Source organism: Microbacterium sp. S1037 (genome assembly GCF_048381605.1).
Taxonomy (GTDB): domain Bacteria; phylum Actinomycetota; class Actinomycetes; order Actinomycetales; family Microbacteriaceae; genus Microbacterium; species Microbacterium testaceum_B.
The window spans coordinates 603,152-615,851 of sequence record NZ_JBLWIG010000003.1; the positions used below are offsets into that span (position 1 = coordinate 603,152).

15 protein-coding genes and 1 tRNA gene are annotated in these 12,700 nt (G+C 70.0%); 11 read left to right on the forward strand and 5 right to left on the reverse strand.

Annotation, left to right across the window (positions count from 1 at the left end; genetic code table 11):
- The first annotated feature begins 22 nt into the window (after nucleotides 1-22).
- Nucleotides 23-664, forward strand: a complete 642-nt coding sequence (locus tag ACMW4R_RS17900) for an NAD(P)-dependent oxidoreductase (protein ID WP_058597441.1) — start codon at nucleotides 23-25, stop codon at nucleotides 662-664.
- Nucleotides 665-745: 81 nt separating this feature from the next.
- Here the strand turns inward: ACMW4R_RS17900 and ACMW4R_RS17905 are convergent, their stop codons facing one another.
- Both ACMW4R_RS17905 and ACMW4R_RS17910 read right to left on the reverse strand, forming a co-directional pair.
- Nucleotides 746-2,068 (reverse strand): DUF4032 domain-containing protein, encoded by a 1,323-nt coding sequence (locus ACMW4R_RS17905; protein WP_058597442.1) that lies wholly within the window; start codon nucleotides 2,066-2,068, stop codon nucleotides 746-748.
- A gap of 33 nt (nucleotides 2,069-2,101) precedes the next feature.
- Nucleotides 2,102-3,205, reverse strand: coding sequence for an ABC transporter ATP-binding protein (locus tag ACMW4R_RS17910; protein WP_058597443.1), 1,104 nt, complete (start codon nucleotides 3,203-3,205; stop codon nucleotides 2,102-2,104).
- 211 nt (nucleotides 3,206-3,416) lie between these two features.
- Between ACMW4R_RS17910 and ACMW4R_RS17915 the strand changes: the two genes are divergently transcribed.
- The 3 genes from ACMW4R_RS17915 to ACMW4R_RS17925 all read left to right on the forward strand — a co-directional run bounded on the left by ACMW4R_RS17915 (nucleotide 3,417) and on the right by ACMW4R_RS17925 (nucleotide 4,851).
- On the forward strand, nucleotides 3,417-4,400 hold the full coding sequence (locus ACMW4R_RS17915; protein WP_418300572.1) for a DsbA family protein: 984 nt from the start codon (nucleotides 3,417-3,419) through the stop codon (nucleotides 4,398-4,400).
- Between the two features lie 49 nt (nucleotides 4,401-4,449).
- Nucleotides 4,450-4,525: transfer RNA gene (locus tag ACMW4R_RS17920), tRNA-Thr, on the forward strand.
- Between the two features lie 143 nt (nucleotides 4,526-4,668).
- The gene (locus tag ACMW4R_RS17925; protein WP_058597315.1) at nucleotides 4,669-4,851 is read left to right on the forward strand and encodes a hypothetical protein; all 183 of its coding nucleotides are present in this window, start codon (nucleotides 4,669-4,671) and stop codon (nucleotides 4,849-4,851) included.
- A gap of 6 nt (nucleotides 4,852-4,857) precedes the next feature.
- Here the strand turns inward: ACMW4R_RS17925 and ACMW4R_RS17930 are convergent, their stop codons facing one another.
- Nucleotides 4,858-6,768 carry an alpha-amylase family protein gene (locus ACMW4R_RS17930; protein WP_418300573.1) on the reverse strand — a complete coding sequence of 637 codons (1,911 nt, stop codon included), beginning with the start codon at nucleotides 6,766-6,768 and terminating at the stop codon, nucleotides 4,858-4,860.
- Between the two features lie 129 nt (nucleotides 6,769-6,897).
- Between ACMW4R_RS17930 and ACMW4R_RS17935 the strand changes: the two genes are divergently transcribed.
- From ACMW4R_RS17935 to ACMW4R_RS17945, 3 genes are read left to right on the forward strand one after another with little or no spacing between them, the layout of a single operon-like run.
- Nucleotides 6,898-7,908, forward strand: a complete 1,011-nt coding sequence (locus ACMW4R_RS17935) for a hypothetical protein (protein ID WP_418300574.1) — start codon at nucleotides 6,898-6,900, stop codon at nucleotides 7,906-7,908.
- The gene (locus ACMW4R_RS17940) at nucleotides 7,905-8,276 is read left to right on the forward strand and encodes a GntR family transcriptional regulator (RefSeq protein ID WP_058630293.1); all 372 of its coding nucleotides are present in this window, start codon (nucleotides 7,905-7,907) and stop codon (nucleotides 8,274-8,276) included. Before ACMW4R_RS17935 ends, ACMW4R_RS17940 begins: the two co-directional genes overlap by 4 nt.
- 59 nt (nucleotides 8,277-8,335) lie before the next feature.
- The gene (locus ACMW4R_RS17945; protein ID WP_242864366.1) at nucleotides 8,336-9,313 is read left to right on the forward strand and encodes a DMT family transporter; all 978 of its coding nucleotides are present in this window, start codon (nucleotides 8,336-8,338) and stop codon (nucleotides 9,311-9,313) included.
- A gap of 44 nt (nucleotides 9,314-9,357) precedes the next feature.
- On the opposite strand, the gene ACMW4R_RS17950 is transcribed toward ACMW4R_RS17945, so the two are convergent.
- Both ACMW4R_RS17950 and msrB read right to left on the reverse strand, forming a co-directional pair.
- Complete coding sequence (locus ACMW4R_RS17950; RefSeq protein WP_058597329.1) at nucleotides 9,358-9,915, reverse strand: nitroreductase family protein; 558 nt, start codon at nucleotides 9,913-9,915, stop codon at nucleotides 9,358-9,360.
- Between the two features lie 14 nt (nucleotides 9,916-9,929).
- Nucleotides 9,930-10,337, reverse strand: coding sequence for a peptide-methionine (R)-S-oxide reductase MsrB (gene msrB / locus ACMW4R_RS17955; RefSeq protein ID WP_058597318.1), 408 nt, complete (start codon nucleotides 10,335-10,337; stop codon nucleotides 9,930-9,932).
- A gap of 74 nt (nucleotides 10,338-10,411) precedes the next feature.
- On the opposite strand from msrB, the gene ACMW4R_RS17960 reads away from it, so the two are divergent.
- From ACMW4R_RS17960 to ACMW4R_RS17975, 4 genes are all read left to right on the forward strand, one after another.
- Nucleotides 10,412-11,398 carry a DUF2332 family protein gene (locus tag ACMW4R_RS17960; protein WP_418300575.1) on the forward strand — a complete coding sequence of 329 codons (987 nt, stop codon included), beginning with the start codon at nucleotides 10,412-10,414 and terminating at the stop codon, nucleotides 11,396-11,398.
- A gap of 9 nt (nucleotides 11,399-11,407) precedes the next feature.
- On the forward strand, nucleotides 11,408-11,653 hold the full coding sequence (locus ACMW4R_RS17965) for a DUF3263 domain-containing protein (protein WP_418300576.1): 246 nt from the start codon (nucleotides 11,408-11,410) through the stop codon (nucleotides 11,651-11,653).
- A gap of 35 nt (nucleotides 11,654-11,688) precedes the next feature.
- A complete protein-coding gene (locus ACMW4R_RS17970) occupies nucleotides 11,689-12,273 on the forward strand; it encodes a LytR C-terminal domain-containing protein (RefSeq protein ID WP_058597321.1) in 585 nt (194 codons plus the stop codon).
- A 134-nt stretch (nucleotides 12,274-12,407) separates the two neighbouring features.
- A complete protein-coding gene (locus ACMW4R_RS17975; RefSeq protein ID WP_013585848.1) occupies nucleotides 12,408-12,611 on the forward strand; it encodes a cold-shock protein in 204 nt (67 codons plus the stop codon).
- Nucleotides 12,612-12,700 lie beyond the last annotated feature (89 nt).

Sequence of the window (12,700 nt, forward strand, 5' to 3'; positions counted from 1 at the left end):
TCCCGTCGAGGAAGGAACGCTCATGACCCGTATCGCCGTCATCGGAGGAACCGGCTACGCTGGTAGCCACATCGTCGCCGAGGCCGCCCGCCGCGGACACACCGCCGTCTCGATCGCCCGGTCGGTCCCGACCGATCGCGTGGAGGGCGTGACCTACCTCGAAGGCACGGTCCTCGACGTTCCCGGCCTGGTCGCCCAGCTCGAGGGCGTCGACGTGGTCGTGTCCGCCGTGGCTCCGCGCGGCGACATGGAGGGCAAGCTCCGCCCCGCCATCGCCCAGCTCGTCGCGGCTCTTCCCGACAATGTCCGGGTGGGTGTCGTCGGCGGCGCCGGTGGCTCGCTCGTCGCCGAGGGCGGCCCGCGCCTGATCGACACCGACGGCTTCGCCGAGGAGTACAAGCCCGAGGCCCGCGAGGCCATCGGCATCCTCGAAGACCTGCAGGCCGACGACACGGGTCGCGACTGGTTCTACATCCACCCCGCGGGCGGCTTCGGCTCGTGGGCTCCGGGCGAGCGGACGGGCGCGTACCGCGACGGCGGCGACGTCCTCGTCGTCGACGGCGACGGCAACTCCTTCATCGGCGGCGCCGACTTCGCGGTCGCGGTCCTCGACGAGATCGAGAACCCGAAGCACACGCGCGAGCGTTTCACCGTCGGTTACTGAAACCCGCTTCTCACACGGAAGGCCGTGGCATCCCGGATCCTCTCCGGATGCCACGGCCTTCCGCGTCGAGGAGCGGCGGCGTCAGACCAGGTCGCGCCAGTCCACGACGTCGGTGTCGGTCGTCGGCACCTCGCCCGTCGCGGGAGCGTCGGCGTCGGACACCGTGGGCAGAGACATCGTGTCGGTCGGCGGGCCCATGACGGTGGCCTCGTCGCGGCGGTGGCGCAGGACGTCGTCGATGTACGACGACACGACCTCGGCGAGCGGCACGGACCGGCCGCGCGCCTGCGACATGTACCAGCGGTGCTCGAGAACCTGGTGGAAGACCTCGGCGGGCTCGAGCTTGGCGCGCAGATCGAAGGGGATCGCCATGACGATCGGCTCGAAGACACGCGTGAGCCACTCGTGGGCGACCATCTCTTCGTCCGACCCCAGTCGTGACACGCGGGCGCGGAACTCGTCGAGGTCGTTGAGCAGGCGCCGGGCCTGGTTCTCTTCGACGTCGAGTCCGGTCAGGCGGAGCAGTCGTCGCTGGTGATGACCGGCGTCGACGACCTTCGGCTGGATGGACACGCGGGTGCCGTCGGGTGTCGTGCTCATCGACATCTCGCCGATGTCGAAGCCGAGGGCGTTCAGACGGTGCACGCGCTCGGTGATGCGCCACGACTCGTCGACGGCGAACGACTCCTTGTCGGTCAGGGCGCCCCACAGCGAGTGGTACGACGAGACGAGACCGTCGGCGATGGCGACGGCATCCAGTCCGCCCTCCAGACGACCGCCCGCTTCGAGATCCATGATCTCGCCGGCGATGTTCGTCCGCGCGATGTCGAGGTCGTGCGCGCGCTGTCCCGGGCTCAAGCGGTTGCCGTGGAGCTCGCCGGTCTCGGCGTCGACGAGGTAGGCGGCGAACTCGCCGGCGTCGCGGCGGAAGAGGGTGTTCGACAGCGACACGTCACCCCAGTAGAACCCGACGTTGTGCAGACGCACCAGGAGGACGGCCAGGGCGTCGACGAGGCGCGTCGCCGTGTGGGGGCGCAGCACCTGCGTGAACAGGGCGCGGTAGGGGAGCGAGAAGCGCAGGTGCGCGGTGACGAGCGCCGCGGGAAGAGGACGACCCGAGGCGTCGGTGCGTCCCGCGATGACCGCGATCCGATCGACGCACGGGGCGTCGAGGCGGTCGAGGTTGCCGAGCATGTCGTACTCGCGGCGCGCCATCTCTTCGGTGGTCTCTTTGATCGCCACCACGCGTCCGGACAGGTTCGCGAAACGCACGAGGTGGCGGGAGATGCCCTTGGGGAGCGCGACGATGTGGTTGCTCGGCCAGTCGGCGAGACCGGTCGACCAGGGGAGCTGCAGGAGTCCCGGGTCGACGGCGCTGGCGGTGATGCGGAGGGATTCGGACACGGTGTCTCCGGGAAAACAGGTGCGGCGCGTCGATCAGGCCGAGGCGATGGCCTTGTCGGTCAGGCGGTCGCCCGAGGTGGCGTCGAACACGTGCACGTGTCCGGGGACCGGAGCCAGGACGACGGTCTCGCCGGCGTTCGGGTGACGGCGGCCGTCGACACGGGCGACCAGGTCGGTGCGCTTGCCGTTGATGTCGGTGTGGCCGTAGAGGTAGCCGTCCGCGCCGAGCTCCTCGACGAGGTCGACGACGACCGACAGGCCGCGGCCGTCGGCCGGAGCGACCTGGATGTCTTCGGGGCGGACACCGATGGTGACCTCCGAGCCGTGCGCCTTGCCGATGACGTCGGCCTCGACGGGGACGACCAGGTCACCGAAGCGGACGCCGCCTTCGGCGAGGTCGACCGAGAACAGGTTCATCGCGGGCGAGCCGATGAAGCCGGCGACGAAGACGTTCTTCGGCTTCTCGTACAGGTCGCGCGGGGTGCCGACCTGCTGGAGCAGGCCGTCCTTGAGCACGGCGATGCGGTCGCCCATGGTGAGCGCCTCGGTCTGGTCGTGCGTGACGTAGACCGTGGTGACGCCGAGGCGGCGCTGCAGCGACGCGATCTGCGTACGCGTCTGGACACGGAGCTTGGCGTCGAGGTTCGACAGCGGCTCGTCCATGAGGAACACCTGGGGCTGACGGACGATCGCGCGGCCCATGGCGACACGCTGACGCTGACCACCCGAGAGGGCCTTCGGCTTGCGGGTCAGGTACTGCTCGAGGTCGAGGAGCTTGGCGGCCTCGAGGACGCGCGCGGCGCGCTCTTCCTTGCCGACGCCCGCGATCTTGAGCGCGAAGCCCATGTTCTCGGCGACCGTCATGTGGGGGTACAGCGCGTAGTTCTGGAAGACCATGGCGATGTCACGGTCCTTCGGGGGGACGTCGGTGACGTCGCGGTCGCCGATGAGGATGCGGCCCGAGTTGACCTCTTCGAGGCCGGCCAGCATGCGGAGCGACGTGGACTTACCGCAACCGGAGGGGCCGACAAGGACGAGGAATTCGCCGTCTCCCACCTCGAGGTTGAGCTTGTCGACGGCGGCACGGGTGCCACCGGGGTACAGACGGGTTGCGTTGTCAAATGTGACGGACGCCATGTTCTCTTCTCCTTCACCGGCAGGTACGTGCCGGACGATCCGTAGTGAATGGAATGAGCGGGGGCGACCCCGCGCGCTCGACGTTGGGCGCAGGGTCAGTATGCCATGCGTCTGGGCTTTTCTCAGCCAGCCTGGCTAGCATCGATGCTCGTTCGCCCCAACCCGAGCGATCCCCAGATTTGTTGCGGCACCGCCGTGCCCGAGAGGTTCCATGTCCAACGACCAGTCGCCGAATGTGCCCGCCGAACGCGATCGCCGTGAGGCGGTGCGTGAGAAGGCGCAGCAGGTCAAGGCGCGCCAGGCTCGCCTGCGCGTCCTTCGCCGCTCGCTGATCGGCGCGGGCGCTGCGGCCGTGGTCGCGGTGGGTGCGGTCGCGGTGACGTACGCGGTGTCGTCGAACGGCTCGCGTCCGCAGGCGCTTCCGGCCGCGGCCACGGACGACGGCTTCCTGGTGTCGAGCGCGACCGGTGTCCCCGACCCGCTCGCGCCCCAGGCGGTCGACGGCGACGCGTCGACGCTCGCCGCGGGAGCGACGCCGTCCGCGACTCCGGAACCCGCGACCACCCCGACGCCGACCCCGACGTCGACGGCCGCTCCGGTCGACATCCGCGTCTACGTCGACTACCTCTCCACCGAAGCCCGCGAGTTCCAGGTGGCCAACGCGGAGCAGCTCTCCAAGTGGGTCGACGAGGATGCCGCGAAGCTGACGTACTACCCGGTCGCGATGCTCACCTCCAAGTCGAACGGCACGAAGTACAGCCTCCGCGCCGCGGGTGCCTCGGCCTGCGTCGCCACGCATGCGTCGGATCGCTTCTTCGCCTTCAACCACGAGCTGCTCACCAACCAGCCCGCCGTCGACTCCGAGGGTTACAGCGACCAGCAGCTCGCCGATATGGCGCAGGGCGCCGGGGTCAGCGACGTCGCGACGGTGCGCTCGTGCATCGAGGACGAGACCTACACCGGCTGGGCGAAGGCCGCGACCGATCGCGCGATCAAGGGCCTGCCCGACACGAAGGGCCTCGCACTCACGACGCTGCCCACCGTGCTCGTCAACGGCACCCCGTACGTGGGTCACATGGACGACCCGAAGGAGTTCGCGCAGTTCGTCCTGACGATCGACAGCAACGCGTACTACTCCACCGCGACGCCGACGCCCACGCCCTCCGCGACCCCGACGGCGACGCCCGCGGGCTGACCCGGCGTGCGCGGGAGCCGCTTCCGCGCATCGCTAGACTGGGACGCCTGCCGGCTTGGCGCAATTGGTAGCGCACCGTACTTGTAATACGGGGGTTGCAGGTTCAAGTCCTGTAGCCGGCACCACGTTCGATTCCCCCCTCGTGTCCAGCCTCGCGAGGGGCCTGGCCCGTTCACGGCCGGCTCTCATCGATTGTTCACACGATCGGAACGCCGTCGATGCCTCGCGGTTCGGCGGCGGTGGGATCCTGCACATGAGGAGGACTCTCATGGCTCGCCCCCGCGTCGTCACCCACGCCTACCGGTACCCCACGGGCTGGCAGGAAGTGAAGCACGAGCGCCTCACGCGAGAGTACGCCCGGGCCCTGAGCGCGGAGGGTTTCACGCTCGTGCGTGCCCGCCGCGGGTTCTTCGACGTACGCGAGGTCTCGCTGAGCTGGTACACCGGCTGAGGCGCCTCAGCGCAGCGCAACCCGCAGCCAGGCGACCCCGTGCGCGGGAAGCGTGCGGCCGGGCCGGAGCGAGACCTTGACCCCCTCGACGAGGTCCACGGCGTCGGGGACCAGTCCAGACAGGGTCAGCGGGGCGATGTGGACGGCGTGATCGCCGACGTTCGCGAGAACGAGAACCGAGCTGCCCGCCGCCCCCGGGCGCAGGAAGCCGACCACCGAATCGTGGTGCGCGTCGAAGGCGATGAGCTCGTTGCCCGCGAACTCGGGCGTCGCCCGCCGCACGTCGATGAGGCGCGTCAGTCGAGCGAAGATCCGACCCGCCGGGGTCCTGGCATCCATTCGGTCGGCGTAGCCCTGCACCGGACGGAAGGGGCGGTGCACCCACCGGCTGTCCCCGGCTTCGTCGGGGCGGTCGCGGTAGCCGTAATCGTTCAGCTGAGCGACCTCGTCGCCGAGGTACAGCAGGGGGATGCCCCCGGTCGACAGCGCGAGGGCGTGCGCGAGGATCACACGGTCTTCGCCGCCCGCGTCGCCCGCTTCGATTCCCGCGAGGGATGCCGTGGTGCCGGTGACGCGGGCGTCGCCGGTGCGCGGGTTCTCCTGGAACGGCACCCCGCGGGCGAAGGTCCCGTCCGCTCGACCGACGTAGAAATCGTTGAGGAAGCGGCGGTGCGGGTAGCCGTCGATGCCGAGCTCGGCGGCATCCTCGTCGGCGAAGGTCCAGCCGATGTCGTCGTGGCTGCGCACGTAGTTGACCCACGCGGTGCCCTCGGGCAGGGCGTGTCGACGCTCGAGCGCCTGCTGCAGCAGGCGGCCGTCCCGGGTGGCCAGGGCCTCCCAGGTGAGGGCCATCTGCAGAGGGTTGTAGGAGATCTGGCACTCGTCGGGCGAGATGTACGAGACGACCTCGTCGGGATGCACGATCGCCTCGGACTTGAACAGCAGACCGGGCGCCGCCATCCGCAGCACGGCGTTGAACGCCTGCAGGAGCAGGTGCGCCTCCGGCAGTGACTCGCACGTCGTTCCGAGTCGCTTCCAGATGAAGGCCACGGCATCCATCCGCAGGATCTCGACGCCCTGGTTCGCGAGGAAGAGCATCTCGCCCGCCATCGCTTCGAAGACGGCGGGGTTGGCGTAGTTCAGGTCCCACTGGAAGTGGTAGAACGTCGCCCAGATCCACCGCCCGTCGTCGAGCTGCACGAACGATCCCGGGTGGTCGTCGGGGAAGATCTCGCGCGTCGTCTGCTCGTAGGCGTCGGGCATCTCGCGGTCGGGGAAGATCAGGTAGAAGTCCTCGTAACCGACCTCGCCGGCGACGGCCTTCTGCGCCCACTCGTGCTCGTTGCTCGTGTGGTTGAAGATGAAGTCGACCACGAGCGAGATGCCCGCGCGGCGGAGATCCGCGGCGAGCGCGGCGAGCTCCTCCATCGTCCCCAGCGCGGGGTTGACCCGTCGGTAGCTCGACACGGCGTAGCCGCCGTCGCTGTTGCCTTCGGGGCTCTCGAACAGCGGCATCAGATGCAGGTAGGTCAGCCCCAGCTCGCGGAAGTACGGGATCTGATCCCGGATGCCACTGAGACCGCCCGCGTACCGGTCGACGTAGCAGACACCGCCGAGCATGCTCTCGCTCTCGAACCAATCGGGCTCGCCGTCTCGCGCGCGGTCGAGAGCGCGGAGGTCCGCGGGACGCTCCGCCCAGGAACGGTGGGCCAGATCGACGAGGGATGCCAAGCGCTCGAGACCGTCGGACCGCTCGCCGTAGAGGCGGACGAAGAGCTCGTGCAGACGGGGGAGGTGCAGTTCGGCGTGAGCGAGGAACTCGCGATCGGTGCCCGACGACGCGGTCAGGTCTCCGAGAATGCGCGATACGTCGTGGGGGCCGGGGCGGAGCTGGGTCACGGGGACAGCCTGACGCATGCGTGCGGGCGACGTCGACATCGACGTGGCTGTCAGCCCGTCTCGGAGGCCTTTCCTGCGCCCGCTCGCAAATTGTGTCGCAATAGTGATACACATTGTGCTAAGAATGTGGCACGAAAGGTGGTTGCCGTGAGCCCCGAGAATGTGTGGAACGTGTGGAACCGGATCCTGCGGGCGTCCCCGTGGGAGATCGTCTGGGGGCTGCTGTCGTCGCCCGTGGTCTGCGCCGCGCTCGGCATCGCGCTCGCTCTCGTCGTGGTGCGGGTGCGGCGCGGGAGCTCGACGGGGCGAAGCGTCCTCCGTGGGGAGCGGGTTGCGGTCGGCGCGATTGCGCTCGTCGTCGGGGTCGTCTGGGTGGTCGACCTCGCGTTGCGCGGCTACGTTCTCGACATGTCGGCCACCGTGTCGTGGTGGCGGTTCGCCGTCGCGCCGATCGCGGCTGCGGCGGGGATGGCGGTCTGGGGTGCACTCTCGCGGACGAAGGCGCCGCGGCGCACCGTCGACGCGACATCGGCGGCCCGGCGCACCTGGACGACGTTCGGCTCCCGCCGCGGCATCCGGATCCTCCTCGCGCTGATGGTCGTCACCTCCTGTCTCGTCGTCGTGTTCGGTCAGATGTCCACTGCTCTCGACCCGGGCGTTGCCGCTCACGTGGCCCTCGACGTGCCCAACGTCGAGGCGCCACCCATCGTGACCGTCTTCCCCGGCTGGGCCTATGGCATCCCGTTGCTCGCGGGAGTGGTCGCGCTCGCCGCCGCCGTCGTGTTCGCCCTGCACCGGAACGCCGTGCGTCCGTTCTCGGACCGTGTCCGGCTCGACCTGGAACGCTCCGGCCGATCCGATGCGGCGCGTGACGTCGTCACGCTCGCTCTCGGTGTGGTGCTCATCGCGCTCGGCGGGCTGCTGCACATGGCGCGTTCGGGTGCGGTCACGACCATGATCGTCATGACGGATTCGGGTGCCGAGGCGCGCCACGACGTCTCGCTCCCGCACGCCGATCTGATCCTCGCCGGAGGGTTCCTGGCACCGTTCCTGCAGATCGCAGGCTGCGTGCTCCTGGCCCTGCTGGTCGTCCACGCCATCGGTCTCGTCCGTGCCCGACCGCGGCGCTCCGCTTCGCCGGTGGAGGTACCGGTATGACGGATGCCGCGCGCACGCGATCCGAGAACATCACCGCTCCCATCGATCTGCACCGCTTCTTCCGCGGTCTGATCCTGTCGGGCCGGCTCGGAGAGGGGGAGAAGCTGCCCACCGTGCGGCAAGCGGCCGCCGATTTCGGAGTCGCGCCGGGCACCGTGCAGAAGGCGTACCGCGCGCTCGAGCACGAGGGTCTCATCGTGAGCCGGGTGGGATCGGGGACGCGCGTCGCGCCGGGCGTCGCTCCGCTGCCGGCCGACTTGGCCCGGCAGCTTCGCACCCTCGTCGACGCGGCCGTCGCCGAGGGGGTCGCGGTCGACACCCTCGCCGACGTGCTCCGGGTGATGTGGAACGACGCGCACACCCGCTGAGCGAGGCGACGAGCACCGTCGGCTCCCGTGGCGGCGCGTGAGGCGTCGTACGATCGACGATGGCCCTCACGGCGAGCGGCCGCGAGGAGAGCACCATGGCGCAGCGCGGGTCGATCGTCGCCGCCGTGGGTGGCGCCGTCGCGGTGGGGGCGATGACCGCGGTGCAGACGCGGGTGAACGGCAGCCTGGGCGCAGCGCTGAACGACGGCGTCCTCGCGGGAGCCGTCTCGTTCGGCTCCGGGCTCGTCGTGGTCCTGGCGATCGCCCTGGTGCTTCCTGCCGGGCGGCGCGGGATCGGTCGTCTGCTCGCGGGGGTGCGAGCGCGATCGATACCGGTGTGGATGCTGCTGGGCGGAGCCGCTGGCGCTTTCACCGTCGCGAGTCAGGGGCTGACCGTCGGGGCGATCGGGGTCGCCCTGTTCACTGTCGGGTTCGTCGCGGGCCAGACCAGCGGGGGACTCGCGCTCGATCGGGCCGGCTACGGTCCGGCCGGTGTGGTGGCGGTCACCCGCCCCCGCCTGATCGGCGCCCTCCTGGCGATCGCGGGGGTCGGAGTCTGTCTCGCGGACGGAGCGGTCGGCAGCGTTCCGCTCTGGATGATCCTCATTCCCGTCGTCGCGGGGGCCGGAGTGTCGTGGCAGCAGGGCACGAACGGGCGGCTGCGGGTGCGCGTCGACAGTCCTCTCACCGCGACCCTCGTGAATTTCCTGGGTGGCACGATCGTGCTGATCGCCGCTGCCGCCATCCACATCGGGTTCGCCGGCCCGCCTCGCGCTCTCCCGACCGATCCGTGGCTGTACCTCGGCGGGACGATCGGCGTCGTCTACATCTTCCTCTCGGCGCAGATCGTGCGACGCACCGGAGTGCTCCTGCTGGGACTCGGCTCGGTGACGGGGCTGCTGAGCACGTCGGTCGTGCTCGACGCGTTCTGGCCGGCGCCCGCGGCCCCCTCGACACCGATCGCCCTCCTCGCCGCGGGAATCGCCCTCCTGGGTGTCGCGGTCGCGGCGGTTCCGTGGCGCCGCCGCACACGCTGACGCCGCCGGCAATCACGTCACCGACGGCGTCACGCGGCAGGATCTCAGAGAGCGGCGGCTTCGCCCTTCGCCTTCTTCCGGGATTTGGTCCCGGGCAGTCGCGAGATGTGCTTCGTGGCATCCACGGTCTTCCGGCGGACCGGACGCGAGCGCTGCGGCTTGCCGCCGACGTAGAGCCACCCCAGCAGGACCTCGCCCTTCTTCAGGCCGTGGGCCTTCGCCAGCGACTTGCTGCGCGTCTTGTCGTCGGTGCGCCAGAACACGCCGAAGCCGGCCTCATCCAGCGCGAGGCTCAGCATGTGGGCGACTCCGGATGCCACGGCCTCCTGCTCCCACGCGGGGATCTTCTTCGACGACACGTCGGCGACCACGGCGAGGATCAGCGGGGCGCGGCGCGGCTTGGAGGAGTGGCCCTTCTTGCCGTCCGCCTTGTTCAACGCGCGGGCGAGGATGTCGCGATCGCTCCCGCGGATCTCGATGATCCGCCACGGGCGCAGGGACTTGTGGTCGGCGACACGACCGGCCGCGGCGACGAAGGCCTCCAGCTCGACGCTCGTCGGGGCGAGATCGGTGACCTTCGACCACGACCGACGGTCGCGCATCGCCTCGAGCGCGCTCACGCCTGCGTTTCCGGGGTGAAGTTGAGCGACAGCGAGTTCATGCAGTAGCGGTCGCCGGTGGGCGTGCCGAAGCCGTCGGGGAAGACGTGGCCCAGGTGCGATCCGCAGTTCGCGCAGCGCACCTCGGTGCGCTGCATGCCGTGGCTGTTGTCCTCGAGGAGCTCGACGGCCTCGGGCCGCACCGACTCGTAGAAGCTCGGCCACCCGCAGTGCGAGTCGAACTTGGTGCCGCTCTGGAACAGCTCGGCGCCGCAGGCGGCGCACGTGTAGAGGCCGGCGCGGCTCTCGTCCAGGAGCTCACCGGTCCACGCGCGCTCGGTCCCCGCCTGGCGCAGCACCGCGTACTGCTCGGGCGAGAGCTCCTCGCGCCACTGGTCGTCGGACTTTTCGACGGCATAAGTCATTGGAAGGTCCCCTTCTTTCGCGTCCTATTCTCTCGTGCCGGACGCCGATCAGGTCGGCGAGAGAGAATTCTCGGATGCATCAGGATGCCGCGACCTCCGTCGTCGATCGCTACCGCCGTTTCGCGCGCGACGAGGCTCCCGGCCGGTCGGTGTTGTACACGATCTGGGCGGAGCGCGTCATCGCCGACGCCGAGGTGACCGAGGTCGTGGCGCGCATCGCGGAGACGCACCGCCAGCCGCCGCTCGTGTTCGCCGTGATGCGACTCCTCGGTGCACCGGACGGGGTCGACGCCTGGGCGGACTGGGTGGTCGCTCACGCGGACGCCCTCGTCGCGGAGTGCGATCGTCGGAGCGTGCAGACGAACGAACCCCAGCGCTGCTCGGCGTTGCTGCCGGCGCTCTCGCTCATCGAGGGGCCGATCGCGCTCCTCGAGGTCGGCGCGAGCGCGGGTCTGTGTCTGTACCCCGATCGCTACTCCTACCGCTATCGCCGTGGCACGGAGGTGGTCTCTCTCGATCCCGTCGACGGACAGAGCCCGGTCGTGCTCGACTGCGCCCTCGACGGTGCCCCGGCCCTGCGGATGCCCGAGATCGTCTGGCGCGCGGGCATCGACCTGAACCCCCTCGACGCCCGCGACGCGGAGGACCGGGCGTGGCTCACGGGACTGGTGTGGCCGGGGGAGGAGGGGCGGCGCGAGCGTATCGTCGCCGCGCTCGACATCGCGGCATCCGATCCTCCGCTCCTCGTCGAAGGTGACGGCGCCGCCGCGCTACCGGCGCTCGCCGCGGACGCGCCCCGAGAGGCGACGCTCGTCGTCACGACGCCCGGCGTCCTCGCGCACGTTCCTCGCGCGCGGCGCGGCGACGTGATCGCCGCCGCACAGCGGGCCGGACGCTGGATCACCCTCGACGCACCGGGACTCCACGACGGGTGGACGAGCCCGCCGGACGTGCGCTCGGACGGCTTCGCGCTCGCGCTCGACGGCGAGGTGCTCGGGGGCGTGGATCCTCTCGGTGCGTGGGTGGCGTGGCATCCGGAGATCGGCTCCGCCGCGCAGTAGCGTGGCGCCGTGCCTCTCTCCGACCGCGACCGCGAGATCCTCGCCTTCGAGGGTGAATGGCGTCGGCACGGGGGTGCGAAGGAGGAGGCGATCCGCAGCGCCTTCGACATGCCACCCGCGCGCTACTACCAGCTGCTCGGGCGACTGATCGACCGCCCCGAGGCCCTCGCGCACGACCCGATGCTCGTTCGTCGTCTGCGGCGTCTGCGCGACGGCGACCCGCGCACGCGGCTCGATCGCGCCGCCACCCTGTGACGGGGCGCAAAGGCAACGACCGGTAGCATCGTCCAATGGCCAGATCGACCTTCCCTCGGGATCGCTTCGACGACCTCCCCGCCGAATCCGGCCGCGTCGGTGCGCACCGCGCTGAGAACCCGCATCTCCGGGGTTGGGTCGTGTTCCTGTGGGCCGCGGTGGCCACCGTGGTCCTCATCGCCGTCGGCATCTTCGGAACGCTCGTGGTCTCGGGGCGCATCTCGTTCGGCTCCGAGCCCGTCGCGACGCCGACGATCGCCCCCACGACCCCGGCGGTGATCGACCCCTCTTACTCGGTCGTGGTGCTCAACGGCACGTCCGACGAAGGTCTCGCCGGCAACCTGCGCGATCAGATCATCGCGGCGGGGTGGGCGGCGGACACGGTCCAGACCGGCGATTCCGACACGACCGACTTCGCGACGACGACCATCTACTACCTGCGCCCCGAGGACGAGCAGGCCGCCCGCGGGCTCGCCGACGCCATCGGAGGGGCCGAGGTCGCGCAGAGCGACTTCCTCCAGCCCACCGATGACCCGAACACGCCCGACGACGAGAGTGCCGAGAAGCGATTGATCGTCGTGATCGGTCTCGATCGCGCGGCGGCCCAGCCCACCCCCTGAGGCCCCCGCGGCCCGCGTGTTTCCGCGGCGTAAAAAGTTGGGTGCACGCACGTCAACAATGCCGCTGACGGCCGATTTCGCGTGTCACCGCGTGCTTACGTTGACCTCGTCATCCAGCAGCACAGGAGATTCGCATGACGCAGGGCACCGTCAAATGGTTCAACGCCGAGAAGGGTTACGGCTTCATCACCGTGACGGACGGCCAGGACGTTTTCGTTCACTACTCGAACATCGAGATGTCGGGCTTCCGTGTTCTCGAGGAGGGGCAGGCGGTCGAGTTCACCGTCGGTTCCGGCCAGAAGGGCCCGCAGGCCGAGTCGGTGCGCCTGATGGCGTAACACGACGTTTCACACGCCGTGGCATCCGTTGGACGGATGCCACGGCGTCGTGCTGTGCGGCGCGGCTCGCGGCTTGCACTCCCTAGGGG

Excerpts from the sequence above, each read along its gene's own strand:
- ACMW4R_RS17970 (WP_058597321.1), top strand. The coding sequence starts at position 11,689 with ATGGCCAGATCGACCTTCCCTCGGGATCGCTTCGACGACCTCCCCGCC.
- ACMW4R_RS17925 (WP_058597315.1), top strand. The coding sequence starts at position 4,669 with ATGGCTCGCCCCCGCGTCGTCACCCACGCCTACCGGTACCCCACGGGC.
- ACMW4R_RS17910 (WP_058597443.1), bottom strand. The coding sequence starts at position 3,205 with ATGGCGTCCGTCACATTTGACAACGCAACCCGTCTGTACCCCGGTGGC.
- ACMW4R_RS17945 (WP_242864366.1), top strand. The coding sequence starts at position 8,336 with ATGGCCCTCACGGCGAGCGGCCGCGAGGAGAGCACCATGGCGCAGCGC.
- ACMW4R_RS17950 (WP_058597329.1), bottom strand. The coding sequence starts at position 9,915 with ATGCGCGACCGTCGGTCGTGGTCGAAGGTCACCGATCTCGCCCCGACG.
- ACMW4R_RS17975 (WP_013585848.1), top strand. The coding sequence starts at position 12,408 with ATGACGCAGGGCACCGTCAAATGGTTCAACGCCGAGAAGGGTTACGGC.
- ACMW4R_RS17900 (WP_058597441.1), top strand. The coding sequence starts at position 23 with ATGACCCGTATCGCCGTCATCGGAGGAACCGGCTACGCTGGTAGCCAC.
- ACMW4R_RS17930 (WP_418300573.1), bottom strand. The coding sequence starts at position 6,768 with ATGCGTCAGGCTGTCCCCGTGACCCAGCTCCGCCCCGGCCCCCACGAC.
- ACMW4R_RS17940 (WP_058630293.1), top strand. The coding sequence starts at position 7,905 with ATGACGGATGCCGCGCGCACGCGATCCGAGAACATCACCGCTCCCATC.
- ACMW4R_RS17960 (WP_418300575.1), top strand. The coding sequence starts at position 10,412 with ATGCATCAGGATGCCGCGACCTCCGTCGTCGATCGCTACCGCCGTTTC.
- msrB (WP_058597318.1), bottom strand. The coding sequence starts at position 10,337 with ATGACTTATGCCGTCGAAAAGTCCGACGACCAGTGGCGCGAGGAGCTC.
- ACMW4R_RS17915 (WP_418300572.1), top strand. The coding sequence starts at position 3,417 with ATGTCCAACGACCAGTCGCCGAATGTGCCCGCCGAACGCGATCGCCGT.